Source organism: Micromonospora sp. WMMD967 (genome assembly GCF_029626165.1).
Classification (GTDB): Bacteria; Actinomycetota; Actinomycetes; order Mycobacteriales; family Micromonosporaceae; genus Micromonospora; species Micromonospora taraxaci.
Window position 1 is genome coordinate 5891800 of record NZ_JARUBK010000001.1, and the last position, 26363, is coordinate 5918162.

The following is a 26363-nucleotide window of genomic DNA, read 5'->3' on the forward strand; positions in this document are numbered from 1 at the left end:
TCTGCGCACCCCTCGCTAGAAGAAGACGTTCAGCGGATTGGCCGCCGTCTCGTCGGCCGCCAGCGGGCCCCGGCCGAGGTGGGTCGGCACGTCCCACAGCCGACCGGGACCGAGCCGGCGCCAGAAGTGCCGCAGACCCGGCACCACGACCTTCACCACCGCCAGGTCGACGTCCGGACGGGACTGGTCGACGACGATCACCTCCAGGCCGGCCCGCTCCGCCCGGCGTACGCAGCGCCGCACGTCGTCTCCGACGTCCCCGGTGGTCAGCCGCGGGTGGTCGGCGGCGGTGCGGGGCGCCCGGGTGGGGTCCGGGGAGAGCCACTGTTGATCGGCCACCCGAACGGTGCCGAACCACAGTGCGGTGTCCGGATCGTCGACGCCGTACCTGTTGCGGTCGGAGGTGGGCCCGGGAACGGCGGGCAGGAACTGGTTGACCTCGGTGAGCGCCCGGGTCAGCGCGACCCGGGCGTCCAGGTGCGCGCCGAAGCCGACCAGGACGTCCTCCGGCCCGCCGTCGGATCGCCGGGACACGGCGGCGAACACGGGCACGCCGAGGTCGGCGGTCAGGTCGAGGGCCCACAGCTCACGGCCCAGGACGGTGGCGTGGTGGTCGACGCAGGCAGCCGTCCACGGGTCGGCGAACGAGGCGAGGTCCACCCCGGGCATCCGCGAGCGGTGGTACCACCACAGGGCGACGCTGTCCCGCTCCACGAGCTCGCAGAAGCCCTGCAGGATCGCCTCGGACAGGGTGCCACCGGCGGCACAGCCGTTCGAGTCGGCCGAGCACACCCCGAGCCCGGTCAGCTCCGGATGCCCGTACCAGCAGTACGCGGCGGGCAATTCGCGTGGCGTGCCCCGGGTCAGCGACCAGCCCGTCGTCCAGTCCAGTTCCACCTCGTCACCCAGCTCGCGGGGTACGCGGTGCAGGTGGCCGAGGTCGGCGTTGAGCCGGTCCCGCTCGGCGTACTGGCGCTCCGAGAACAGCAGCAGCTCCCGCAGGTGCACGGCGCGGTCCGGACCGAGCTGGCGGTACGTCGCCCGGTGCACCGGGCGGTCGCCGCGCCACACCCCGCAGTAGCGCTCCACCGCCTCCCCGATCGCGCTCATCCGCGCCTGGAGGTCGGTGCGGCCCTTGCCGCCGCTCTGCCCGCGCAGGTTGCGCCGCAACCCGGCGAGCTGGCGGGGCTGCGCGAAGTTGTGCCCGGCCGAGTAGGTGTGGGTGACGCCGTTGTCGGTCGCCTCCAACGGGGTCAGTCGGCTCACCACGCCCAGGTACCGGCTGACGTGGTGGGCCAGAGCGGCGTACGCCTCCGCCGGTTCCCGGGTGCGGGAGTCCTCGCCCCGGCTGGGCTGGGCGCCGGTCGGCGGCAGGTCGATCCGTGGCTCGGCCTTGCCGACGAGGTCCGGGTCGCCGCAGGCGGGGCACTGCGGCTGGCGTACCAACTGGTGGCTCTCCATGCTCAGGTCCCTGGTGTCCAGGGCGACCATCCGGCCGGTGAGGCGGGGTGACGAGCCCCGGACGGCGAGCACGGCGAGTTCGGTGGCGAGCAGCCCGGCCGCCGCTGTGGCCAGGCCGGGCAGAACCGCCCGGCCCGGCTGCGGCGGCGGACCGACCAGGTCCTGCCCGTCGAGGAAGGCGTTCACCTGTTCGTTCTCCTGCCACCGCTGCCGCAGGCAGGCCCAGCAGCCGGTGCGACCGGGCACCAGGTGCGGGCCGAGGAGGACGACGTTGCCGTGGGGTCGGGCCAGTGTCCACGCACGACCGGCCGCCAGGTGGCGGTCGTTGACCTGCGCCAGTCGGGGGTCGAGCATCGACGAGGGCAGCACCAGCACCTGGGCGGTGACCGGCACGTCGTCCGTGGCGTCCGGTCCGACCACGGTGACGGCGAGTCCGAGGGCACGCAGCGCGTCGGCGGTCTCCGTCACCCGGGGCGCGCCGAGGTCCACGATGGCGACGGATCCCTCGGCCATCCACCGGTGCCCTGCTTCGGGCGGGACACCCCGGGCGTCCCATCCGGCGGCCTCCGCCGGTGAGGTGCCCGCCGGACCGGACACCAGCAGGCCGTGGTCGCGTAGCCGGGCGAGGGCTGCGGCGACGGCGGTGACCGGGTGCCGGGTGGCCAGCCGGTTCACCACGTCGGCCAACGGCTCGACGCCGTCGAGCTGGTCGGCCAGGTCCGCGGCGACCGGGTCGTCGATGATCAGGCTGCGGGTCTCCCCCAGCACCACCAGCGGGCCGTCGGGCAGCCGCACCTGCGCGTAGTCCGATCGGAAGCGCGGACGCCACATGGTTCCTCCCGAGCCTGGTGGCCGGACCGTGGCACCGCCGGCCCTCTGCCGGCGATCACGGCTGCTGCCATCGTCGCGGTCCACCGGTGTCCGGTCCGAGTGATGCCACCGGTTTCTGCCGTCGGCGGCGACCGGAACGGGCGGCGGTCGAGTCAGCCGGTGGTGACGGTCAACGCGGTGTCGTTGAGCCCCAACACCGAGGTGCCGGTGGCCTGTGCCGGTACGAGCAGCAGGAACGTTTCCACCCGGGTCACCCGGATCGACTTACCGCTGATCGCCGCGCGATGACCGGTGGCGATCAGATCCGGGCTCTGCGGCACCATCGTGACGGTAGCCGGGCCGCCGGGTGCCGGACGCAGCGTGTCGGTGGCGTGGATCGTCAGGAAGGCCAGCGTGCCGGACGGCACCGCTACCGCGCAGTCGGACCATTCGGCCCGGTCCATCGTCCGCTGCACCGCTGCTCCGACACCGGCGAGCTGCTGCCCGTAGACCTCCCACCCACCGGCGAACTGGCCGTCGAGCAGCGGACTCGACGCGACGAGGGAACGGTTGCTCGTCGTGGAGCCGATGCTGCGGGCGAAGACTTCGGCGGCGAGGGCCCGGCGGCTGGTCTCGTCCAGGGCCGTACCGCCCTGCGCGGCGGGTCGGCCGTCGATGCTGCGGGCGACAACCAGCGAGGGTTGGGTGACCTGGACGTTGTGGCTGAGCTTCCACTGGCCGTCGTCGCCGAGCACGAACTGGCTGACGTCGGTGGGTGCCAGTTCCGAGCCGCTCAACTTGAGGGTGGCCGTGGCCAGGAAGCAGGCCGGGTCGCCGGGCGGCACGGCGAACGCCGGGTTGATGTGCTGGAACGACGGTTGCGGACGCTGGTTGTAGGCGGCGCGGCGGACCGCGGCGATGCTGAGGTCCAGCGAGGGCGACACCTCCTGGGTCCGCAGCGCCTCGACGTCGCCGGCCACCGAGGCGGCCGAGTCGGCCTGGTCGAAGGCGGTGAGCACCAGCGCGGCCCGCTCGCGACCGAACGTGGCCGAACCGTCGGTCGACGGGGTGGCGGCGTCCACCGGCTCGCCACCACAGCCGGCCAGCACGAGCAGCGCCACCACGGCGGCGGCGAGCGGCACCGGCGCGGCGAGGGTACGCGGGCTCCTGACGGATCTTCTGCCCAGCATCTCGTCCTCCATCCACCACCGGTCGACGGGAATCGCGCCCGATGCAGTCGAGTATGTGAGCGACTCTCGGGCCATGCCGGGGGCGGCGCGGCCTCGTGTTGCCGGGCCCGTCGGCGTTGCACCGAACGACGTCATCGGGCCCGGTTCGCGGTCACCGATCGGTGTCATCGAGCCGGGCGACCCAGGCGACCAGACCGGAGCGGGAGGCGACGCCCGCCTTGCGGTAGATCCGGGTCAGGTGCGCCTCCACGGTGCGGGGGCTGATGTTCAGCTGCCGCCCGATCAGTCGGCTGGTGGCCCCGGTCGCCGCCAGGCGGGCGATGTGCCATTCCCGGTCGGTCAGGGCGGCCACCTCGGCCGGACCGACCGGGCGGGCCAGTCGGAGGCCCACCCGTTCCGTGCCACACCATCCGGCCAGTTCCAGCGCCCGCCGGCGGGCCCGCGCCGCCCGGCCGGCCTGGCCCTCGGCTTCGGCGGCACGGGCCAGGGAGGCCAGCGCGAGACTGCGCCGCAGTGCCATCCCGCCGGCGCGGAACAGGTCGGCCGCGGCATCCAGGTGCAGCAGCGCCGCGGGGACCTCACCACGGGCGAGCAGCACCTCGCCGTACGCCGACTCGGCGAAGCCGCGCTGCCCGGCGAGGCCGATCTGGTCGGCCTCGGCCATCGCCCGCCGTGCCTGCCGCTCGGCCTCGGTCACCTCGCCGGCGGCGAGCGCGGCGGCGCTGAGCAGCTCGAACCACATCGGCCGGAGAGTGGTCTGCAGGCGGCTCAGCCGGCTGTCGCCGCCGGCCGAGAACACCAGCTCGGCACAGGTCGCGGGATCACCGGACAGCAGTGCCGCGGTCGCCAGCGCCAACACGGCGGTACGACCACACCAGGTGGCGAGGTCGGTGGCGATCCCGACGGCGCTGCGGGCCAGCGCCACCGCCCGGTCGTCGTCGCGAGGGCCACCACGCCAAGCGGTCGCCTCCGCCTCGAACGCCAGGGCGAAGCTCAGCAGGTGGTGGCTGCCGATGCGCCGGGCGACGATCCCCGCCTCGGTGGCCAGGCCGATGGCCGTGGTCAGGTGACCGCCGTGGTAGGCGACCTGGCTACGACCGAGCAGCAACTGGCACAGCCCGTCGTCCCGGTGCGAGGCACGGACGAGGGTCAGCCCACGGTCGAGGTGCCGCGCCGCGTCGGCCTGCCGTTCGAGGTACAACTCGGTCAGGCCGAGCGCGGTGAGGCAGTCGGGGTGGTCGCGTACGTCCCGGTCCGGCAGCGCGTCGACGATCCGGGCGCCCTCGTCGAGCAAGCCCCGGGCGTCGTCGAGTGCGCCGTCGTGCACGGCGGCCAGGCCGCGTACGGCGAGCAGGCCTGCCCGGTCGACGGCGGAGCCGCCGCCGGGGTCACCGGTGAGCCCGTCGGGCGGACCGGCGGCCGGACGGCGGCCGGCCAGGATGCCGGCGACGTCGATCTCGGTGGCGAGTCGGTAGCCGACGCCGGGTGTGGTGCCGGCCGGCAGGGCGGCCAGCTCGCGTCGGCTGATCGCCGCCGCCTCCGGGTAGTTGCCGAGCAGGCGTTCCACGCGCGCCCAGAGTGCGACAGCCTGCGCCCGTCGTCCCTGCGGGTCGGCGGGGAACAGCGGCACGATCTCCTGGAGCAGGGCCCTGCTCTCGAGCAGGTTGCCCGCCTCCCCGGTGATCTGGGCGAGCGCGAGCGCCACGTCCCGGCGGCGCTGCGTCGAGCCGGCCGTGGGCCGTAGCGCCCGCAGCGCCAGCCGCAGCCAGCGGATGGCCAGGTCAGGCGTCTCGCGGCGGATCTCCTGGGCGGCCTGGCAGAGCACGTCGACGCAGCGTTCGGCCCAGCGGCCGTTCGGCAGGGCGAGCAGGCGCTCCGCGTAGCGGGCCTGGTCCGTCGGTGGCGCGCCCAGCTCGACCAGCGCGGTGAGCGCCCGCGCGGAGGCCTCCGCCCGCCACGCCGGGTCGGTGTCCTGCGCGACAGCCATCCGCAGCACCGGGTGCCGGAAGGCGAAGCGTCCGGTGCCGGGCACCCGGCGAAGCAGATCGAGCCGGGCCAACCGCCAGCCGGCCTCGACCGCACGTGCCGTCGGCACCTGCGCGATCGCGGCGAGCAGGTCAGCGGAGAAGGGCGCGTCGACGACCGACCCGGCCCGCAGACAGGTCAGCTCGACGGACGGCAGATCCGCCCATTCACGGCGCAGCACGGCCACCACGGTGTCGGACAACCAGGCCCCCTGCGCTTCGCGGATCGGGTCGACGCCGTCCGACGCGGGGCCGCCCGGCAGCGCCGCCAGGTAACCGGGGTTGCCGCCGGTGACGTCGTACCGAACCCGCAGTTCCGCCTCGTCGACGTGCGGGTGCAGCGCCGCGACCTCGGCGAGGCTGAGCGGGTCGAGCTCGATCCGGTCGTGTGCCGCCGGCTCCGCCTCGGCCTGTTCCCGGGAGTCCGGTGGACCGAACGGCATCGGGGTCGCCATCTGCCGCGGGCGGTAGACGAGCACGAGCAGGAGCGGGGCGGGCACCGGATAGCGCAGGAGGTGGGCGATCAGGCCGGCGGAGGATTCGTCCGCCCAGTGCAGATCGTCGAGGACAAGCGCCAGACCGTCCCGGGCCGCCAGGCCGATCAGCCGGCGGGCCAGTTGGTAGGTACGAAACCGTTGGGCGTCCGACGGCCGCACCGGACCCGGTGGCTCCGCCGCGGCGGACTCCATCCAGGTCTCCCCGGTGAACCGCCCGAGACGGAGCCCACGGCGGAGCGGCTGCCCCTCGGTGAAGGCGTGCCGGAACACGTGGAAGGGAACGCCTCGCTCGTCCGGCGCGCACGTGCCGACCGCTCGGGGAACGGCGGGGACGCACCGTTCCAGTGCCTCGCGGACGAACCGGGTCTTGCCGATGCCCGGTTCCCCGACCACCTCGCAGACCATCTGCCGGCCCCGGCTCAGGGCACCGTCCTGGGCTCTCTCGATACGCGCCAACTGTGGTCGCCGCCCGACGAAGCGCAGGCCTGTTGACGCATTTTCCAGCCCAGATGTCATCACGCAGATCAGACACTTTCCGGCACACTGAAAGGGGAATGGTCACTATACCGGAGAGCCATCGAATGTCGAAGATGCCTGCTTCCATTCCACCGCCCGACACCACGGTGGAGGTTGTTTTCGAGCTCGCCGCAGAAGCCGTAGAAATGGACCGAACAATATCCCTGAAACCCGGTAAACCACCCCTCACCCACCCGGCCCTGACACACGCGACGAAGTCGCGGGCGAAATAGGAATCCCACGCAGGCCAGACGGGCTATTGCCCGGTCTGCACCCATCCGGATACCACCGAAATCATGAACGCCTATGCAAAACACCCGAAGGCGTCACGTTCGCAGCGGAGTCCCACCGGTGGCCACAGTCATTTACAAAGACCTGCCCGCACGACTCTTGTCAACCACCGAATGACTTGAAGCAGGTCGCCTTCTGCCCGCCTTCGGCTGACCTTCAAGGCACCACGACAACCCGACCGGCAACCGGGAGACAAAGACCGGAAAGCGCGTAGGGAAACGACCGCGGCGCCGTCCCGGGAAAGCTGTCGGCCGGGTCGTACGACGACCCTGCCGACCGTTCCCTCAGGCTGTGGCCAGCCGGACCATGAACTGGCAGCCGTCCGAGGTGTTGCGCACCTCGACCCGACCACCATGCGCCTCCACCAGACCATGGACGATGGCCAGGCCGAGCCCTCCGGACGCCCCACCGTCGCCCGGGCCGGGGGTGCGGGCAGGCTCACCGCGGAACGCGATGTCGAACACCCGTGGAAGGTCCGCCGGGGGAATGCCACCGCAGGTGTCGGCGATCGACAGCCAGGCGTGGTCCTCCTCGCGGCCGGCTTCGATGCGTACCGTGCCGTCCTCCGGGGTGTAGCGGACGGCGTTGAACAGCAGGTTGGCGACGACCCGCGCCAGCTCCGGCTCGCTCGCGGCGACCGTCGGCCACCCCGACTCGCTGGCGACCAGCTTGATCCGGCGAGCGTCGGCCAACGGGAACGTGGTGGCCAGCGCGTCCGACACCACCTCCCCGAGCGGCACCGCCGTCAACGACAACCGCAGCGCGCCCGCGTTGATCCGGGACAACTCGAACAGGTCGTCGACGAGGCGGGTCATCCGGTCGGTCTCCAGGCGGATCCGTCGGTGGTAGTCGTCGACGGTGTCCGGGTCACGGACCACCCGGTCCTCCAGCGCCTCGGCCATGGCCCGGAGCCCGGCGAGCGGCGTACGCAGGTCGTGCGAGACCCAGGCGACCAGGTCACGCCGACCCTTCTCCAGTTGTCGTTCCCGCTCGCGGGCCTGGTCGCGCCAGACCGCGGCGCGTGCCAGCCGGCGGCCGAAGTGCCCGCCGACCGCGAGGCTGACCACCGCTGCCGCCGCGACGGTGATCAGGACGACCTCAAGGTCGTGTGGGGAGAGGAACATCGCCTCCGCGACCGCCATCACCCCGACCGCGACGGCGACCACTGTGGTGGTGAGCAGAACGCTGAGGTGCACGGTGATCGACCTGCGCCGAAGCGCACGGAGCAGCATCGCGCCGGCGAGTCCGATGCCCAGCGCCGCGCCGAGGGCGATCGCGAAGATCAGCAGTAGGTCACGCATGGGTCGGCTCGTAGCGGTAGCCGACGCCCCAGATGGTCACGATCCGCTGCGGATCGGCCGGGTCGGCCTCGATCTTCTCGCGCAGCCTGCGGACGTGCACCGTCACGGTCGAGTGGTCCCCGAAGTTCCATCCCCAGACCTGCTCCAGTAGTTCGGCCCTGCCGAACACCCTGGACGGGTGCCGCATGAGGTGGACGAGCAGGTCGAATTCGCGCAGCGTCAGCGCCAGCTCGCGGCCGGCGAGGTGGGCGGTTCGGGAGGTGGTGTGCACCACCAGGCCGCCGTCGGTGAGCGCCTCGGGCCGCTCGGGTGCCGGCCCGCCGGCGGCGCGACGGAGCACCGAACGGACCCGCAGCACCAGTTCCCGTGGGGAGAAGGGCTTGGTCAGGTAGTCGTCCGCGCCGAGCTGCAACCCGAGGATCCGGTCGGCCTCGTCCCCGCGCGCCGTCAGCATGACGATCGGTACGCCGTCCGGCCGTACCCGCAGCTGCCGGCACACCTGAAGACCGCTGATCCGGGGCAGCATCAGGTCGAGGACGACCAGGTGCGGCTTCTCCCGCTCCACCGCCTCCAGCGCCTCCGCGCCGTCGGCCGCCAGGCTCACCTGGAAGCCGTCGTTCTCCAGGTAACGACGGATGACGTCACTCACGGTCTGATCGTCGTCGACCACCAGCACCCGCTGTGTCCCCGTCACCTCTTCCCCCGCAGGTCCATCGGGCCAGCGTAGCCACGCACCGAGGTGCGCTCCCACAGCGCAAACCTTGCGAGGTTCTTACGACCGCGCCCACACACCCACACGGGGGTGCACCAGGTCATACCGTGACCGGAATGCGGATCCTCGTGACCGGTGCGGCCGGATTCATCGGCTCACACATCGCCGACCTGCTCACCGACCACGGGCACGAGGTGGTGGCGGTCGACGCGCTCCTGCCGGAGGCGCACGGCGCGACGGCACCGCCCTGGACCGATCGGCACGACCTCGTGGTCGGCGACGTCCGTGACGCTGACCTGCTCGCCCGGCTCCTGGCCGGGGTCGACGCGGTCTGCCATCAGGCGGCCATGGTCGGCCACGGCATCGACCCGGCGGACGCTCCCCGGTATGCCGCGCACAACGACCTCGGCACGGCCACTCTCCTCGCGGCGATGCACACCACCGGGGTACGACACCTCGTGCTGGCCAGTTCGATGGTGGTCTACGGCGAGGGCCGCTACCACTGCCCGTCACACGGAATCGTCCGGCCCTCCGGCCGCCGGGCCACCGATCTGGCCGAGGGCCGGTACGAGCCGACCTGCCCGCGCTGCGACCAGGCGCTCTCCCCCGGTCTCGTGCCGGAGGACGCGCCGCTGGAGCCGCACAGCACGTACGCCGCCAGCAAGGTGGCTCAGGAACATCTCGCCGGTGCCTGGGCCCGGCAGACCGGCGGGTCGGTCTGGGCGCTGCGCTACCACAATGTCTACGGACCGCGGATGCCCCGCGACACCCCGTACGCCGGGGTGGCGTCGATCTTCCGGTCGGCCCTGGCCGCCGGGCGGCCGCCCCGGGTCCTGGAGGACGGACGGCAACGGCGTGACTTCGTGCACGTGACGGACATCGCCGCGGCCAACCTGCTGGCCCTGACGACACCGGCACCGGATCCCCTGGTCCCGGTCAACGTCTGCTCCGGTGAGCCGCACACCGTCGGCGAGCTGGCCCACGAGCTGGCGGTGGCGATGAACGGACCGTCGCCCGTCACCGTCGGGGGCGGGCGGGCGGCGGACGTACGGCACGTGGTGGCCGATCCGGCCCGCGCCACCCGCCTGCTCGGATTCACCGCCCGAACGGGCTTCGCCGCCGGCATCGCCGACTTCACCACAGCGGTGATGAGGGATCCGGCAGCGGTCAGGACACCGTCCACAGTAGGTGGTTGACGGCGAGGGCGGTGACTGCCTGTCCCGCCAGCCACCATCGTCGATGTCCGCTGGGCAGGTGGGCGGTGGCGACGAGCAGCCAGACGGCGAACGGCAGCCAGATACGCTCCACCTCGGCCTTGCTGAGCCCGGAGATGTCCGCCGCGAGCACTGCCACCGCCGCCGCGACGGGCAACCACACAGTGGGTCCGGCGTCGGTGATCCGCTGGCGGACGGCCGCCGCCGACGGCGCTGGTGGTAACCGGAGCGACACGGCGGCCACCGCCCGCCGCAACGCCGGACCGACCACCGGGCCGGCCGAGAGCAGCAGGGCGGCGAGGTTGGCCCAGACCCAGTAGCCGTACGGGCGATCCGCCGCCCAGCCCTGGTAGTACCGGCGGGTCACCAGGTGGTAGCCGTCCGGCCACCAGAAACCGGACATTGTGAACGCGGCGACGACTGCCGCGCCCGCCGTCGCCGCGACCACTAGGACGGCGAGGCGGTCCCGCGCCCGGAGCAGCACCACGGTCAGTGCGAGCAGGCCGACCAGGACGAAGCCGTACGACAGGTAGAGCGCGAACCCGAGCAGCAGCCCACCGAGTACGGCGCCGGGCCGACCGCCCACCGCCAACAACGCCAGCCCGCCCGCGACCACTGCGGCGAAGATCCCGTCCGCGGACACGCCCACCCAGACCGCCCCCGGAAAGAGGACCAGGAACGGCCAGACCGCCCGAGCCGCGTCCTCCGCGCCGAGTGCCCGCAACGTCACCGGGACCGACACCGACACCGTGGCCCCGAGAAGCACACAGGCCAGCCCGGCGGCGGCCCCGCCGCCCAGGCCGATGCGGTCCAACCCGACGAAGAACAACAGCGCACCCGGCGGATGGGCGGCGGTGTGGGTCGACCACGAGTGCGGTTGGAAGTCGAGGATGCGGTCGGCGAAGCCGGACAGCATCATGCCGACGTCCCCCACCCGGGGCACCTCGTGCAGGTACTCGGCCTGCACGGTGAGCCGCTCGGTCAACCCGGCCGACCAGCCGTCCACCAGCGCCAGGGACAGCGTCCAGAGCACCGAGGCGAGATAGCCGACGACCAGCAGCCGCGGCCAACGCGTGTCGGCGCCCCAGCGCGTACCGCGCCAGACGAACAGCGCCCCGACGAGGAGCGCGACGGGGGTGCCGAGGCCCAGGTGGGGCTTCCAGGTGGCGTAGAGCGGGGCGGCGTCGGCGTACAGCCGCACACCCCGGTGGTTGAGCAGCGCGCCGATGCCGACGGCGGCGGCGAGCACCGCCACCTCGACACCGAGGACGATCAGGTCGGCGTACCGGGTTCGTCCCGGCCGGGTCATCGTGGTCATGGTGACGGCCGACGATACGACCCGCGACCAGGGTTTCGACAGCCGAACGAGGGGACGTCAGGGACTTGTAAGATCCGTTGCCGCGTAAGCGATTCGTAAGGCGGCACGACGATCCGGACGGTCCGTCGCGGGCCTAGCGTCGCCGGTATGCGCACAACGATCGACGTGGTGCTGCCGTGTCTGGACGAGGCGGCCGCACTGCCTGCCGTACTGAGCGGGCTGCCGCCCGGCTACCGCGCCATCGTGGTCGACAACGGGTCCACGGACGGCTCGCCGAGGATCGCCGCCGACCACGGGGCTCTGGTCGTCCACGAGCCGCGACGCGGCTACGGCGCGGCCGTACACACCGGCCTGCTGACTGCGGACGCCGAGCTGGTCTGCGTACTCGACGCGGACGGCTCGTTCGACCCGGGCGAGCTGCCCCGACTGGTCGCGACGGTGGTCGACGGCCGGGCGGATCTCGCCGTCGGGCGGCGTCGGCCGGTCTCGGCGGACGCCTGGCCGTGGCATGCCCGGGCCGGAAACGCCCTGGTCGCCGCGCTGCTGCGGCGTCGTGGCGTACCGGTGTACGACATCAGCCCGATCCGGGTGGCCCACCGGGCGGCGCTGTTGGGGCTCGGTGTCGACGACCGCGCCTTCGGCTACCCGTTGGAACTGCTGCTCCGCGCGGCCCAGGCAGGCTGGCGGATCGTCGAGCTGGACGTCGCCTACGCGCCCCGAGCCGCCGGCACCAGGTCGAAGGTCTCCGGGTCGGTCCGGGGCACGGTGCGGGCGGCCCGGGACTTCGCCGGAGTGCTCCGCGCCGACGCCGGTGGTGACCGGTGAACGTCCTGCTCGTAGTCGCCAAGGCACCGGTACCCGGGCTGGCCAAGACGCGGCTCTGCCCGCCGGCGAGTCCCACCCAGGCCGCCCGGATCGCGGCGGCGGCGTTGTTGGACACCCTCGCGGCGGTACGCGCCACGCCGTCGACCATTCCCGTGCTGGCCCACACCGGCCGGTTCGCCGACGCCGAGTACGGCGCGGAACTGACCGCCGCGCTGGCGGGCTGGCACCTCCTTCCACAGCGCGGCGACACGTTCGCCGACCGCCTCGCGAACGCGCACTACGACACCGCCGCGACCTTCCCCCGCCGCCCGGTGCTGCAGATCGGCATGGACACGCCGCAGATCCGCCCGACCCTGCTCACCACCGCGCTGGACCGGCTCGCCGACCACGAGGCGGTGTTCGGGCCGGCGCTCGACGGCGGCTGGTGGGCGCTCGGGCTCCGCGACCCGGCGGGCGCGACTGTGTTACGCGACGTGCCCATGTCGACCGACGACACCGGTCGACGTACTCTCGCGGCGCTGCGCGACCACGGCACCGACCCGGCGATCCTTCCCGTCCAACGGGACGTCGACGACTGGCCGTCCGCGCTGGCGGTCGCTGTCGACCTGCCCGGCACCCGGTTCGCGGAAGCCGTCGCGTCGGTGGCTGGCCACCTGTCGAGCGGAGGCCTGCGGTGACCTCGACGATCGCCCTCGACGGCTTCGATCTCCTCTGGGGCAGGCGCGACAGCCGGTCCGCCGACCAGGACACCAGCGCGCCGCCAGCCGAGGCCGACCACTGGCTCGTGCACACCGACGGGCGACGTGACCCGTTGCCGGTGCGGCGCTGGCACGGGCCGCCCGAACCGGCCATCACGTCCATCGCGGCACGCTGCTCCGGCCCCACGATCGATCTCGGTTGCGGTCCCGGCCGGCTGACCAGGGCACTCGTCCAACAGGGGCTCGTCGCGCTGGGCGTGGACATCTCCGCCGAGGCGGTACGACTGACCCAGGGCCGAGGTGTGGTCGCTCTGCGACGCGACGTCTTCGAACCGCTTCCCGGCGAGGGCCGGTGGGCGCACGCCCTGCTCGTCGACGGCAACATCGGCATCGGCGGCGACCCGGTCCGCCTGCTGCGCCGGTGCGGCACGCTGATCGCGGCGGACGGAACGCTCGTGGTCGAGGTCGAGCCCCCGGGCGCCGGGCTGTGGCAGGGGCAGGCGTACGTCCTGTCCCCAACCTCCGACGAAGGGGCACGACCGGGGCCGACGTTCCGCTGGGCGCGCGTCGGAGCGGAGGCGGTGGCCGGTGCCGCAGCCGCTGCCGGCCTGCGGGTCGTGGACACGATCCGACTCGGTCCGCGCTGGTTCGCCGAGTTGGCCACCGCATGACCCGCCGCCCGCGCGTCCCCGTCCCCGAGGACTTCACCGCCCCGTCACACTCGCCGCTGGTCGCCGCCCGGCTCGGTCTCTGGCTCGGGGTGGCGTTCGGGCTGTGCTTCGTCACCGGTGTCCTCAGCCACTACATCCAGCACCCGCCAGGCTGGTTCACCTGGCCGAGTCGGCCGGTCAACCTCTACCGGATCACCCAGGGCATCCACGTGCTCTCCGGAATCGCCGCGATCCCGCTGCTGCTGGCCAAGCTGTGGAGCGTCTACCCCCGACTGTTCGTCCGTCCGCCGGTGCGCCACCCGATCCGACTGTCCGCGCACGCCCTCGAACGGATCTCCGTCCTGGTCCTGGTCTGCGCCGCGTTCTTCGAACTGGTCACCGGCCTGTTCAACGTCGCCCAGTCGTACCCGTGGGGGTTCTTCTTCCCGGCAGCCCACTACGCGGTCGCCTGGCTGCTGGCGGGCGGGGTGCTGCTGCACATCGCGGTGAAGCTCCCGATCGCCCGCGCGGCGCTGAGCACGCCTCTGCGGCGGGACGACTCGGACTCGTCCGGGCGGCGTGCGTTCCTGCGTACCTCGGCCGGCGTCGCCGGTGTGGCGGTGCTGGCCACCGCCGGGGTCACCGTGCCGTGGTTGCGTCGGGTGTCCCCGCTGGCGTGGCGCTCCGCGACCGGGCCGCAGGGCATCCCGATCAACCGGACGGCGGCGGCAGCGCACATCACCGTTCCGGCGGACTGGCGGCTGGAGATCGTCTGGACGGGTGGAAGGAACGCCTTCTCCCTTGCCGAACTGGCAGCCCTCCCCCAGCGCACGGCGCATCTGCCGATCGCCTGCGTCGAGGGCTGGAGCGCCTCCGCCGACTGGACGGGCGTACCCGTCGTCGACCTACTCCGGCTGGTCGGCGCGCCGACTGACCGGGCGGTTCGGATCTCATCGCTGGAGACCGACGGCCTGTACGCCGCCAGCACGCTTCCGGCGACCCACGTCGGTGACCCGCTCACCCTGCTCGCGCTCAGGATCAACGGCGAGGAACTGTCCCCCGACCACGGTTACCCCTGCCGCCTCATCGCTCCGAGCCGACCGGGGGTCCTCCAGACCAAGTGGCTGGCCCGGCTGGAGGTGCTGCGGTGAGAGCCGTCCGGCTGCTCCTGCTCGTGCTCGGCGTCGCGGCGGCGGCGTACGGCGGTTGGCTGCTCCGTCCTCAACTCGACACCACAGTGCCGTGGCTGATCGGCGGCCCGGTGCTGCACGACGTCCTGGTGGCACCGCTGGTCGGGCTGGTCGGGCTCGCGCTGGGCCGACTGGTGACGAACCGACTCCGGCGGGCCTGGATCACCGCAGGTCTGCTGGCGAGCGCGACGCTGCTGCTGATCGCGGTGCCACTGCTGTGGCGCCCGCCCTCGGCGCCGCCGAATCCGGGCCTACCGGACCGCGACTACCCGCTCGGGCTCACCGCCGGGCTGGCCGTCCTCTGGGCTGTCGTCGCGATCGTGCTGGTCCTCGACGCCATCGTCGGTCGCCGCGACCCGGCCCGGCGATCCGAGCAACCCGCCGACCACACAGAGAAGAGAAGTCCTCATGTCTGAACGAGAAAGCGGTCGTCCGCCGGTCGGGGTCATCGGCGGGTCGGGTCTCTACGAGTTCCTCGACGACGTCACCGAGGTAACTGTCGACACCCCGTACGGACCCCCGAGCGACGCACTCGCCATCGGGGACATCGCCGGGCGGACGGTGGCCTTCCTGCCCCGGCACGGGCGTCGGCACACCCTTCCCCCGCACCGCATCAACTACCGGGCCAACCTGTGGGCGCTGCGAACGGTCGGCGTCCGCCAGGTGCTCGCGCCGGGCGCCGTGGGCGGCCTGCAACCGGAGCTGGGCCCCGGCACCCTCGTCGTGCCGGACCAACTGGTCGACCGGACCAACTGTCGCGAGCAGACCTACTACGACGGGAGGCCACGCCCGGACGGGCAGGTCCCCCGGGTCGTCCATGCTCCGTTCGCCGATCCCTACTGTCCGGTCGGACGGGCCACGGTCCTCGACGCCGCCCGCACCAACGGCTGGCGTCCGGTCGACGGCGGCACCATGGTCGTCATCGAAGGGCCCCGGTTCTCCACCCGCGCCGAATCACAGTGGTACGCCCGGGCGGGTTGGTCGACCGTCGGCATGACCGGCCACCCCGAAGCGGTGCTGGCACGCGAACTGGCGGTGTGCTACACCGCGCTGTCACTGGTGACCGACCACGACTCGGGCGTCGAGGTCGGTCACGGCGTGACCCAGCAGGAGGTGTTCACCGTCTTCGCCCAGAACCTCGACCGCCTGCGCGTCCTGCTCGGCGACGCGGTGACGGCGTTGCCACCGGACCAGGGAGGCTGCGCCTGCGCAGATGCTCTGGCCGGCACGGAGAGCGGCCTCACGCTGCCCTGACGCCCGCCGACCGCGCCGTAAGGGTTCCGAAAGGATTCGCGACCGCTGCGGCGGCGGTCGCGACCGTACGCTCGGCTGGTGGGAAGATGGATCCTCCGGTCGCCGCTGGCGCGGGCCGGTCTCGCCGCCGCTGTCGTCGTAGCCCTCGTGGCCCTCTACTGGTTCCAGCCGTGGAAGCTGTTCACCGACACGTACGTCGACGACGCACTGCCCCCCGCCGGGCCGACACCGGTCGTCTCCGCCGCCACGTCCACTCCGCCGTCGGCAACCCCGAGCCCGGTGGCCTCGGCGACCGCACCAGCGGCGGACGAGGTCCTGGCCGCCGGCGAGTTCGTCACCCACGAGCACGACACCACCGGCAGCGCCGAGATCCGCCGCCTCTCCGACGGGCGTCACCAGCTCGTCATCCGCGACCTGGACACGTCGAACGGTCCGGACCTGCGGGTGTGGCTGACCGACCAGCCGGTCATCCGCGGCACCGCCGGCTGGAAGGTGTTCGACGACGGGAAGTGGGTCGAGCTGGCACGGCTCAAGGGCAACAAGGGCAACCAGGTGTACGACCTGCCGGCGTCGGCCGATCCGGCCGACTTCCGCAGCGTCTCCATCTGGTGCAAGCGGTTCTCGGTCTCCTTCGGCGCGGCCGATCTCACCACCACCTGACCGGAGACCTCCGGTCAGTGTCCGTACGCGTGCTGGGCCTGCCACTCCTCGGCCGGGGTGAGCGGAACCGGCGCGGGTCGCTCGGCCGTCGTCGTCAGCTCGATCCGCCGGCCTTCGGCCGCCGAGCGGAGCACTGTGGTCATCGTTTCGAGCACGTGCAGCGCGACGTCACCACCGGCGCGCGGCGGACGCTGACCGTCGGCGCCGACCAGGTCGATCAGGCCGATGCCCCGAGAGCTTTCGGCGTAACCGGCCAGCGGTTCGAGGACGCGCCATTCGGTGCCGCCGAGCGCGAAGAGTCGGACCTCCCCGTCGAAGTAGTTCGGGTCGGGCACCGCGAGGGTGCCGGTCTCCCCGTGGACCTCGATCGGCGCGGCAGTCGTCGTGACGCCGTCGAAGCTCGTGGTGATGGTGGAGAGAGCCCCACTGACGTGTTCGAGCACGCCTGTCACATGGGTGTCCACCTCGACCGGGATCCGCTGCCCGGCGCGCGGACCCGAACCGATGACACGCGCGGGGCGCAGCCGGCTGGCGGCTCCGGTCACCGCGCGGACCGGCCCGAGCAGGTGGATGAGCGCCGAGATGTAGTACGGCCCCATGTCCAGCAACGGGCCGCCGCCCGGGGCGTAGTAGAAGTCGGGGTGGGGATGCCAGCGCTCGTGCCCCGCCGTGACCATGACCGCCGACGCGGACATCGGTCGCCCGATGAGGCCGCCGTCGATCGCCGCCCGTGCCGTCTGCGTACCGGTGCCCAGGACGGTGTCCGGTGCGCACCCGACCAGGACGCCGGCCGACGCGGCCCGTTCGACGATCGAGCGACCGTCCTCGAGCGTCACCGCGAGCGGCTTCTCCACGTACACGTTCTTGCCCGCGTCGATGGCGGCGAGCGAGATGTCGGCGTGGGCCGCGGGGATCGTGAGGTTGAGGACCGTCTGCACGTCCGGTCGGGTGAGCAGGCTCTCGGGGCTCACCGCCTCGGCGCCGGGGATCTTGGCCGCGGCCTCGGCCGAACGGGTGTCGTCGAGGTCGGCCAGCGCCACGATGCTCACCGCGGGGTGGTTCGCGAGGGTGTCCAGGTACGCGCGGGAGATGACCCCGAGACCTATGACGCCGACGCGGTGCGAGTCGCCCACACCATCCCCCTCTCGATCACGGTACGGACGCTCGGGTGCTCCAGCACGTCGAGGCTGTGCCCGGGGGTCGTCACGACGACGCGCCCGGCACCCCACCGTCGGGTCCAGATCGCCGGCGAGGTGACCGGCCGGTGCCACGGGTGCCACTCCCGCGTGGGGTGGGTGGTCACGGCCAGTACGTCGATCAGGTCGTCGTGCAGCACCCAGTACTGCTCGGTGACCAGGTCGAAGTCCTCGACCCCCGTGGTGATCGGGTGCTCCCGACCGAGGTCCGTGATGTGCACGGTGTGCGGCAGAAAGTTGTCCTCCGGCTCACCGTGCCGCTCGCACGGCTCCTTACCCGGGTGGGTCGCGAACTGGCCGCCCACCAGGTGCAGGTAGTCCGACGAGGCACGGAACGAGTCCACGACGCCGCCGTGCCAGCCGGTGAAGCCCGTGCCGGCGACGACCGCGGCGCTCAGGCCCGCCACCTCGGCCGAGGTGATCTGCGACATCGTCATGCACTGCACGACGAGGTCGGTGTCGGCCATCTCGGCGGCGTCGGCGTAGACCTCCGTCGACTCCTCGACCCGTACGGCGTAGCCGCTGCCTTCGAGGAAGGGGATGAACAGCTCCGTCGCCTTGACCGGCTGGTGTCCCTCCCACCCGCCCCGAACCACCAATGCTCTGCGCTGCGCCACGCTCGCTCCCTCCTCCGGTCCGTCGCCACCGGGCTGGCGGTTCCCGCCCCGGAGACGTGCCGTCGACGCCCGTACGTGCCGGGCACCGAAACCGTACTCGGTTATCGATGATGTCGACATTGGTCGGCTCCGGGACGTGGAGGAGATCGCCGTCGGTCAGACGGCCGTCCGCGACCACTGCTGGTTGGCACCGGTGTTGCACGTGTACTGCTTGAGGATCACGCCGTCGGCTGTCGACGCGGCCGGAACGTCCACGCACTTGCCGCTGTGCCGGGCTCGGAGTTGGAAGTAGCCGCCGTTGGTGACCATCTGGAACTGCTGGTTGGTGCCGGTGCCGCAGGTGTACTGGATGAGTTCGGCACCGTCGGCGCTCGACGCGCTCGTCACGTCGAGGCACCTGCCGCTGTGCCGGCTGACGATGCGCCACCAGCCGCTGCCGGCGTCCTGGAACTGCCACTGCTGCCACGCGTTGCCGGCGTACGTGTACTGGCCGACGCGTGCGCCGTTGTCGGTGTTCGGTTGCTGGACGTCCATGGCCTTTCCGCTGTGCCGCACGGTGATCCGGTAGAAGGTCCCCGTCGCCGGTGGAGGCGTCGTGGGGTCGCTCCCGACGGTGTCGCCCCACGCGTACCGGATCCGGTCGGCGCCGGAGGTGTTGCGGATGGTCAGGTCGAGGCTGGTGCCGCTGCCGCTGAGGGAGAACATCGAGTACCAGTCGTACCCGATGGTGCCCGGCTTGCCGCCGAGGGCGGGCCAGTAGGTGCCGCCCATCTGGTTGTCGCGCATGACCTGGGCCATGGCCCGGATGTGGCGGACGAAGTTGTCGCTGCTGTTCGCGTCGGCGTAGTTGCGACCGTCGTTCATCGGCGCGCCGAACTCGGTGGCGACCGCCCGTGAGGCGCAGTTGCCGAGGCGGGCCTGGATGTGGCTGCGGAAGGCGTCGTAGGTCATCGCGCCGTAGAAGAAGGCGTAGTGGTGGAAGGACAGCAGCGTCGAGTTGAAGCGGCTGTCGTTGCAGATGTCCCGCAGGTCCTGGCTGAAGCCGGTGCCGCCGATGAGCACCCGACCGGGCACCGCGGAGTAGTGGTAGCTGAGCCAGTTCGCCGCCACTGTGCGCCACTCCGCCGAGCTGTAACCGTGCGGCTCGTTCATCGGCTCGAAGTAGACGTTGGCGTTTCCACCGTACGTGTTGGTCACCGTGGACCACATCGCGTTCCAGGCGGCGAGGTTGGTGATCCTTCCGCCGGAGGCGGCGCCGTCCTCCCAGTACGCCAGGATCACCTTGAAGCCCCGCGCGGTGGCCGCGTCGATGGCGCCTCGGTAGGCCGCCCACCAGGCCGTTCCCACGGTGTGGGTGTTGATGGGCAGCCGAACGGTGTTGACTCCCATGGTGGTGGCCATGTCGTCGTAGAGGGCGTTCGCCTTGGCCCGCACCGTCGCGTTGCTGTCCGACGGGCTCAGGCCCTGCACGACGAGCGGGCCGGTGCTGAAGTTGTCACCCAGCACCGCCCAGTTCATGCCGCGGAACTGGTTGGTGGCGGCGGTCGCCGGCGACGACGTGACGACGACGCCGCCGACCATCGCTGTCAGCGCGGCCACCAGGGCGATCAGCGGCCGGCGCAGGGACCGCGTACTCCACGACGGGCTTCGGGTCATGACGTGTCCAATCGGTGCGGAGGTCGGGCTCAGCTGGTCACCCGGAACGTCGCGTCGGCGCGGCTCTGGGTGTCGCTCACCGGATCGAGCCGGAGCAGGTAGCCGTAGTGCCGGATGTAGCGGTCCGGGTGGCTGTAGGACTGGAACGACGTCCACGACGAGTTGGCCAGCCCGGCCACCTGGCGGAAGGTGGCGTCGGCGGCGAAGGTGGCGGAGCCGTCGTTGGCCTCCAGCCGGAAGTCGAACCCGTAGTGACGCAGGTAGTGACCCGGGTAGTTGACCGACTGGATGGAGACCGTTGCGGAGCCGGCCAGGCCGGGCACGAGCCGCCACTGCCCGTCCTGGGCAGGGCTGACGTTCGGGTCGATCCGGGCGTCGTAGTCGGCGTGCCGCACGTACCGGTCCTGGAAGTTGTACGACTGGATCCGGTTGACAGCGGTGTTGGGCCAGCGGTTGAGCACCCGCGTCTGCTCGGCCGCCGTCAGGTTGAGGATCGAGCCGTGCCGCTTCTTGGTGCCACCCATCGTGTACGAGCCGGAGGCCGGCAGCCGGTAGGCGCCCGGGCTCGACGGGTTGGTGGTCAGCACGGGTAGGTAGCCGCGCCCGCTGGAGTACTGGTCCAGGTAGAGCACCCACTCGTTGCGACCGTTGAACGGCATCCACATCGGGCCCTCGACCTGGGCGCCGGTCAGCCCGATGCCGGACAGGTTGCCGAGGGTGGTCCAGGTGCCGAGGATGGAGTTGCTGCCCTCGATGGTGATCTGGCCGTCCCGGGACGCCCGCACGTAGCGGTACGCGCCGACGCCGGCCGGCACCTCGACGATCTGGGTGTCGATGATCTCCTGGTTGCCCGGCCGGTTGATGTACGTCTGGGGCGTGGTGATACTGCGGAAGTTCGACGTGCGTGCGGAGTAGATGCGGTGCTTCGTGGCCCCGTTGAGGGGGACGTTCGTCGCCCAGTAGAGGACGTAGTCGCCGGTTGCCGGGTTCCAGATCGCCTCCGGCGCCCAGGCGTTGCGGCCGTCCGGGATCGCGCCGGCGACGTTCAGCAGCCACGGCGCCGACCAGTTGACCAGGTCGGTGGACTCCCACACGACGAGGTTGCGACTGCCGTTGTTGATGGCGGCCGACCAGTCCTGACCGCAGCCGATGCACAGGTCCGTGGCGATGATCCAGTACCGGTCTCCGGCGGGTGAGCGGACCAGGGCGGGGTCGCGGACCCCGCGGGTGCCGACCGTGGAACGCAGGACGAGGCCGCCGTTGTTGAGGTCGTTCCAGCGGAGGCCGTCGGTGCTGTGCGCGAGGTAGATCTGCTGGTCGGTCGACGACTCACCGGTGAAGTGCGCCATCAGGTATCCGACGGTCGGGTCGAGCGCGGCTGCGGGCTTCGGTGTCGCCGCCGACCAGGTGGTGAACAGCAGGCACGCGGCGACCGCTACCGCACAGAGCCGGGAGAGGACTCTCGACATGGGTCTGTCTCCTTCGCGCAGGGGCGTACGGGTCGGCTAGAGAGCCGGCACGACGGGGCGGATGGTGCCGTCGGCGTTGAACTCCATCCGGTCGATGGCGGTCTCGCGGTTGGTGCCGTTGCCGGCGGGCACCGCGAACCGGTGGTAGGCGATGTGCCAGGTATCGGTGCCGGGTGCTCGGACCACCGAGTGGTGGCCGGTGCCCTTGATGCCGACCTCCAGCCGTTTCTGCAGCACGACGCCCCGACTGGTCCACGGCCCGAGGGGAGATGGTCCGGTGGCGTACGCGACGCGGTAGTCCTCGCTGCGCGTGTCGTTCTCCGACCACATGAAGTAGTAGAGGCCGTTGCGCTTGAAGACGAACGGGGCCTCGTTGTAGCCGGATGGCGTGATGATCCTCGCCTGGGCCGGGTCGAAGGAGACCATGTCGGCGTTGAGTCGTACCGCCCGTGCGACGCCCTGACCCCAGTAGAGGTAGGACCGCCCGTCGTCGTCGGTGAAGACCATCGGGTCGATCGTCTGCCCACCGGAGAACTGCTCGCTGCGGACCAGTGGCCGTCCGAGCGCGTCACGGAACGGGCCGGCCGGGCTGTCGGCGACGGCCACGCCGAGGTGTTTGGCGGTGTTGCCGCTGGCCGCGCCCCCGCTGAAGTAGAGGTAGTAGCGGCCGTTGGCACTGGCGACCGCCGGCGCCCAGGCCGAGTTGTCCGCCCAGGTGACGTCCGGGCCGTGGTCGAGGATCACACCGTGGTCGGTCCAGTTGACCAGGTCGGCGGAGGAGAACGCCTTGTAGTAGGTGCCGGCCCAGCTCGCGTACCCGTCGGTGGTCGGGTACAGGTAGTAGCGGCCGTTGAACACCGTCAGGTGCGGGTCGGCGAAGAGGCCCGGGATCACCGGCCCCTTGGTGGTTCTGGGCGCCCACGGCGCGGCGAGGCGGAACGAGCTGTCCGCCCGGAACGCCGCGGTGTCCTGGTAGGCGTCGAGCCAGAGGGCGAAGTCGCGGTGCCGGATTCGCCGGTCCGGATAGTTGTACGAGGTGAGGGCCACCGATCCGGCGACCGAGCCGTCCACCGCGCAGAAGGTCGCGTCGGCCCGGAGCGTCGCGTCGCCGGTGTTGGGATCGACCCGGAGTCGGTAGTCGCGGTGCCGGAGAAACATGCCGGCCCTGGTCTGGAACGAGTAGCAGTGGGGCGACGCCAGACCGTTGACCACCGTGAAGGTGGCGTCCAGCTTGACCTGGTTGGCACTGCTGGAGGTGACCGGGTCGAGCCGGCCCAGATAGTCCATGTGCCGCACGTACCGTCCGGCCTGGTTGACCGCCTCCAGCGAGCGGGCGCCGGTGGGCAGCGTGGCGGCGTGGGCCGGTTCGCCGACCGCCACCACGAAAGCGGCAGCGGCCACGGCGGAGAGCACGAGGATCCGGACGCCGACGACGCCGTTGCCCCGGTACGGGGATCTGCCGGTGACCGACCACGCCGGGCTTCGCCAGGCGACCACCATCCGGATCCTCCGTTCTGAAAGGTCATCTATGTTAGCGTTAACAAGATCAACCCTTGTGGCACGTGGGCTTTTCCGGCTGCCCGGGGCGGGGATTTCCGGGCGTGGCATGTTAGCCGCAGGTGACTGTGGACATGTTTTTCTGTTCGTTAACGTCGCGTTGCGGACAGTGTTAGCGATAGCATCGATGAGTGTCAAGGAGCCGGGCGTCCGCAACCCTGCCGCCCGGACGAGCCCTGCCCGCCCACCCCTGGGCACCGGGTTCGCAACACGCCGGACACCACATTGACATACTTAACTGCCTGATCTAGCGTCGGGTCGAATCGATTCGACGACCGGTGGTCCCGCTCGGGCGGCGAGGCCACTGGCGGGATCGTGTGCCGATGAGCCGGCCGGGCGCCGTGGCACATCGCGTCACCCCCGAGGTTCCGCGTACGGCCACGTGGGTCGGCGGGTGCAGCCGGCAGCCACGCGTGTGGCCACCACGGCCTCTTCTACCTGCATCAATTCATGCCGAGTGGCGGGAGCCCCCTCATGACAAGACGTAGACCCATCCTCGCTTCGCTGGCGACGGCGGCTGTCGTCGTGGCCGCCGGCGCGGCGGCACTGACCGGTGGTCTCAGCACCACAGCGTCGGCCGCGGACGTCGCGCCGGCTGCGGCGACCGCCGGCTGCGGCAAGGCCCCGACGTTGACCAGCGGCCAACGGTCCATCCAGAGCAGCGGCCAGAACCGCAGTTTCATCCTGCGGATCCCGGACAACTACGACCGCAACCACCCGTACCGATTGATCTTCGGTTTCCACTGGAACGGCGGCACCGCCGGCGACGTCGACGGCGGTGGGTCGGACGGGGCGGCCTGGTCCTACTACGGGCTGCGGCAGCAGGCGAACAACAGCACCATCTTCGTCGCCCCCCAGGGCAACGGGAACGGCTGGGCCAACCCCGGCGGCCAGGACGTCACCTTCGTCGACAACATGATCAGCCTGATCGAGGCCGACCTCTGTGTCGACACGACGCAGCGCTTCGCGCTCGGCTTCAGCTACGGCGGAGGCATGAGCTATTCGCTGGCCTGCTCCCGGGCCGGTGTCTTCCGCGCCGTCGCCGTCTACGCCGGCGGGCAGCTCAGCGGTTGCAGCGACGGCAGCCAGCCGATCGCGTACATGGGCATCCACGGCATCGGGGACTCGGTGCTCAACATCTCCGCCGGACGGTCCCTGCGGGACAGGTTCGTCCGCAACAACGGCTGCACCGCCCAGAACCCGCCCGAGCCGAGGTCCGGCAGCCTGACGCACATCACCACCACCTACTCCGGCTGCCGGTCCGGCTACCCGGTGGTGTGGGCCGCCTTCGACGGCGGGCACACCCCCGGCCCGGTGGACGGCGGCGGAGACAGCGGCGCCAGGACCTGGACCAAGGGCGAGGTCTGGCGGTTCTTCACCCAGTTCGGCAGCACCGACCCGACCACCCCACCGACCACCCCGCCGCCGACCACCCCACCGCCGGGCAGCACGTCAGCGCTGCGAAACGCGTCCTCCGGACGGTGCCTGGATGTCAACGGCGCATCGCAGTCCAACGGCTCCGCGGCGATCATCTGGGACTGCCACGGGCAGAGCAACCAGACCTGGACGTCCACCTCGGCCCAGGAGCTACGTGTCTTCGGCGGCAAGTGTCTCGACGTGAACGGCGCCGCCACCGCCAACGGCAGCTCGGTGATCATCTGGGACTGCAACGGCCAGTCCAACCAGAAGTGGCAGCTCAACTCCGACGGCTCGATCACCGGAGTCGGTTCGGGCCGGTGCCTGGACACGGTCAACAACGGCACCGCCAACGGCACGCGGGTCCAGATCCGGGACTGCAACGGCGCGGCCAGTCAACGATGGAGCCGGAGTTGAGTTCGGCGAAGGCAGAAGGAGGCTCAACCATGCGACTTCGCAGACTGTCCACCCCCTGGCTCGGGGCGGCCATGGCGGTCATGGTCCTGTTCGCCATCGGGGCGTACGTCCTCACGACCGTCACCTCGGCGGCCGCGGCCACCACCGCCGGCTGTGGCAAGGCACCCGGGCTGAACAGCGGCACCCACACCATCCAGAGCGGCGGCAAGAGCCGCAGCTTCATCCTTCGGCTCCCCGACACGTACAACAACACCTACGCCCACCGGCTGGCCTTCGGGTTCCACTGGTTGGGTGGCACCGCCACCCAGGTCGCCTCGGGCGGCACCGACGGAGCGGCGTGGGCCTACTACGGCATGCTCTCGCAGGCCAACAACACCACGATCTTCGTCGCCCCGCAGGGCCTCAACAACGGTTGGGGCAACTCCAACGGTGAGGACGTCACCTTCACCGACGACATGATCCGTACCATCGAGAACGCCCTCTGTGTGGACACGACCCAACGGTTCTCGGTCGGGTTCAGCTACGGCGGGGCGATGAGCTACTCGTTGGCCTGCTCCCGACCCACGGTGTTCCGGGCCGTCGCGGCGATCGCCGCGCCCGGGGCGATCAGCGGATGCAGCGGCGGCACCCAGCCGGTCGCGTACCTGGGGATCCACGGCATCAACGACAACATCCCCAGCGGGCGGTCCCTGCGGGACAGGTTCGTCCGGAACAACGGCTGCGCGGCGCAGAACCCGCCCGAGCCGGCGCCGGGCAGCCGCACCCACATCACCACCGCGTACTCGTGCCAGCCCGGATATCCGGTCCTCTGGGCCGCGTTCGACGGAGGCCACCAGCAAGGGCCGGTGGACGGCTGTGCCGGCTGTGAGAGCGGCGCGCGTAGCTGGGTCAAGCAGGAGGTGTGGCGGTTCTTCAGCCAGTTCGGATCGACGGTGCCGCCCACCACTCCCCCGCCGACGACGACGCCGCCGCCGTCGGGCCAGCAGAACGTGCTGATCGCGGGGACCCAGTCCGGCCGATGCGTCGACATCCCCAACTCCAGCACGACCAACGGCGCCCGCCCCCAGCTCTGGGACTGCCACGGCGGCACCAACCAGCGCTTCACCCACACCACCAACCGCACCCTGACCGTGTACGGCAACAAGTGCCTGGACGCCAGCGGAGGCGGCAGCAGCAACGGCACCGCAGTCATCATCTGGGACTGCAACGGCCAGGCCAACCAGCAGTGGAACCTGAACGCCAACGGCACCATCACCGGAGCCCAGTCCGGGCTCTGCCTCGACGCCGTCGGCTCCGGCACCGCCAACGGGACGCAGCTGCACCTCTGGGCCTGCCACGGCGGGGCCAACCAGCAGTGGAGCACGCGCACCTAGGCCTGCCGCACCGAGTTGGGTGACGCGCCGCCCGGGTCCTGTCCCGGGCGG

Annotated in this window: 21 protein-coding genes; 10 read left to right on the top strand and 11 right to left on the bottom strand. The window is 71.6% G+C overall.

All coding sequences use genetic code 11. The annotated features are described in order from the left end of the window. Nucleotides 1-15: 15 nt before the first annotated feature. From O7631_RS26500 to O7631_RS26520, 5 genes are all read right to left on the bottom strand, one after another. Nucleotides 16-2292: a TOMM precursor leader peptide-binding protein gene (locus O7631_RS26500; RefSeq protein WP_278146766.1), complete on the bottom strand. Its 2277-nt coding sequence runs from the start codon at nucleotides 2290-2292 to the stop codon at nucleotides 16-18. Nucleotides 2293-2444: 152 nt separating this feature from the next. After that, nucleotides 2445-3461 (bottom strand): hypothetical protein, encoded by a 1017-nt coding sequence (locus O7631_RS26505; RefSeq protein WP_278146767.1) that lies wholly within the window; start codon nucleotides 3459-3461, stop codon nucleotides 2445-2447. Between the two features lie 151 nt (nucleotides 3462-3612). Continuing rightward, a complete protein-coding gene (locus tag O7631_RS26510) occupies nucleotides 3613-6498 on the bottom strand; it encodes a LuxR family transcriptional regulator (RefSeq protein WP_278146768.1) in 2886 nt (961 codons plus the stop codon). 575 nt (nucleotides 6499-7073) lie between these two features. Beyond that, entirely contained in the window at nucleotides 7074-8090 is a 1017-nt protein-coding gene (locus O7631_RS26515) for an ATP-binding protein (protein WP_278146769.1), read from the bottom strand. After that, nucleotides 8083-8784, bottom strand: a complete 702-nt coding sequence (locus O7631_RS26520; RefSeq protein WP_278146770.1) for a response regulator transcription factor — start codon at nucleotides 8782-8784, stop codon at nucleotides 8083-8085. Before O7631_RS26520 ends, O7631_RS26515 begins: the two co-directional genes overlap by 8 nt. Nucleotides 8785-8918: 134 nt before the next feature. Here O7631_RS26520 and O7631_RS26525 point away from each other — a divergent pair, with 134 nt between their 5' ends. Beyond that, entirely contained in the window at nucleotides 8919-9998 is a 1080-nt protein-coding gene (locus O7631_RS26525) for an NAD-dependent epimerase/dehydratase family protein (RefSeq protein WP_278146771.1), read from the top strand. Here the strand turns inward: O7631_RS26525 and O7631_RS26530 are convergent. Continuing rightward, nucleotides 9970-11325: a hypothetical protein gene (locus tag O7631_RS26530; RefSeq protein WP_278146772.1), complete on the bottom strand. Its 1356-nt coding sequence runs from the start codon at nucleotides 11323-11325 to the stop codon at nucleotides 9970-9972. The two genes, O7631_RS26525 and O7631_RS26530, sit on opposite strands and share 29 nt — an antisense overlap. A 156-nt stretch (nucleotides 11326-11481) precedes the next feature. Here O7631_RS26530 and O7631_RS26535 point away from each other — a divergent pair, with 156 nt between their 5' ends. The 7 genes from O7631_RS26535 to O7631_RS26565 all read left to right on the top strand — a co-directional run bounded on the left by O7631_RS26535 (nucleotide 11482) and on the right by O7631_RS26565 (nucleotide 16611). Beyond that, nucleotides 11482-12159 (top strand): glycosyltransferase family 2 protein, encoded by a 678-nt coding sequence (locus O7631_RS26535; RefSeq protein WP_278146773.1) that lies wholly within the window; start codon nucleotides 11482-11484, stop codon nucleotides 12157-12159. Then, a complete protein-coding gene (locus tag O7631_RS26540) occupies nucleotides 12156-12836 on the top strand; it encodes a DUF2064 domain-containing protein (protein WP_278146774.1) in 681 nt (226 codons plus the stop codon). Before O7631_RS26535 ends, O7631_RS26540 begins: the two co-directional genes overlap by 4 nt. Nucleotides 12837-12943: 107 nt before the next feature. Next, nucleotides 12944-13528, top strand: coding sequence for a methyltransferase domain-containing protein (locus O7631_RS26545; RefSeq protein WP_347403545.1), 585 nt, complete (start codon nucleotides 12944-12946; stop codon nucleotides 13526-13528). Next, nucleotides 13525-14658: a molybdopterin-dependent oxidoreductase gene (locus O7631_RS26550; RefSeq protein WP_278146776.1), complete on the top strand. Its 1134-nt coding sequence runs from the start codon at nucleotides 13525-13527 to the stop codon at nucleotides 14656-14658. The genes O7631_RS26545 and O7631_RS26550 overlap by 4 nt, the downstream gene beginning before the upstream one ends. Then, nucleotides 14655-15113 (top strand): hypothetical protein, encoded by a 459-nt coding sequence (locus O7631_RS26555; RefSeq protein ID WP_278146777.1) that lies wholly within the window; start codon nucleotides 14655-14657, stop codon nucleotides 15111-15113. The genes O7631_RS26550 and O7631_RS26555 overlap by 4 nt, the downstream gene beginning before the upstream one ends. Continuing rightward, entirely contained in the window at nucleotides 15106-15951 is an 846-nt protein-coding gene (locus O7631_RS26560; RefSeq protein ID WP_278146778.1) for an S-methyl-5'-thioadenosine phosphorylase, read from the top strand. The genes O7631_RS26555 and O7631_RS26560 overlap by 8 nt, the downstream gene beginning before the upstream one ends. Nucleotides 15952-16056: 105 nt before the next feature. Next, entirely contained in the window at nucleotides 16057-16611 is a 555-nt protein-coding gene (locus tag O7631_RS26565) for a DM13 domain-containing protein (protein ID WP_278148027.1), read from the top strand. A gap of 14 nt (nucleotides 16612-16625) precedes the next feature. On the opposite strand, the gene O7631_RS26570 is transcribed toward O7631_RS26565, so the two are convergent. From O7631_RS26570 to O7631_RS26590, 5 genes are all read right to left on the bottom strand, one after another. Beyond that, entirely contained in the window at nucleotides 16626-17744 is a 1119-nt protein-coding gene (locus O7631_RS26570) for a Gfo/Idh/MocA family oxidoreductase (protein ID WP_278146779.1), read from the bottom strand. Then, nucleotides 17714-18424 (bottom strand): ThuA domain-containing protein, encoded by a 711-nt coding sequence (locus O7631_RS26575; protein ID WP_278146780.1) that lies wholly within the window; start codon nucleotides 18422-18424, stop codon nucleotides 17714-17716. Before O7631_RS26575 ends, O7631_RS26570 begins: the two co-directional genes overlap by 31 nt. A 156-nt stretch (nucleotides 18425-18580) precedes the next feature. Next, entirely contained in the window at nucleotides 18581-20080 is a 1500-nt protein-coding gene (locus O7631_RS26580) for an RICIN domain-containing protein (RefSeq protein ID WP_278146781.1), read from the bottom strand. 29 nt (nucleotides 20081-20109) lie between these two features. Continuing rightward, entirely contained in the window at nucleotides 20110-21549 is a 1440-nt protein-coding gene (locus tag O7631_RS26585) for a glycoside hydrolase family 43 protein (protein WP_278146782.1), read from the bottom strand. 36 nt (nucleotides 21550-21585) lie between these two features. Beyond that, nucleotides 21586-23046 carry a family 43 glycosylhydrolase gene (locus O7631_RS26590; RefSeq protein ID WP_278146783.1) on the bottom strand — a complete coding sequence of 487 codons (1461 nt, stop codon included), beginning with the start codon at nucleotides 23044-23046 and terminating at the stop codon, nucleotides 21586-21588. A gap of 534 nt (nucleotides 23047-23580) precedes the next feature. On the opposite strand from O7631_RS26590, the gene O7631_RS26595 reads away from it, so the two are divergent. Together O7631_RS26595 and O7631_RS26600 are read left to right on the top strand one after the other, a co-directional pair. After that, nucleotides 23581-24939, top strand: coding sequence for a ricin-type beta-trefoil lectin domain protein (locus O7631_RS26595; RefSeq protein ID WP_278146784.1), 1359 nt, complete (start codon nucleotides 23581-23583; stop codon nucleotides 24937-24939). Between the two features lie 29 nt (nucleotides 24940-24968). After that, nucleotides 24969-26312: a ricin-type beta-trefoil lectin domain protein gene (locus tag O7631_RS26600; RefSeq protein ID WP_278146785.1), complete on the top strand. Its 1344-nt coding sequence runs from the start codon at nucleotides 24969-24971 to the stop codon at nucleotides 26310-26312. Nucleotides 26313-26363: the final 51 nt, after the last annotated feature.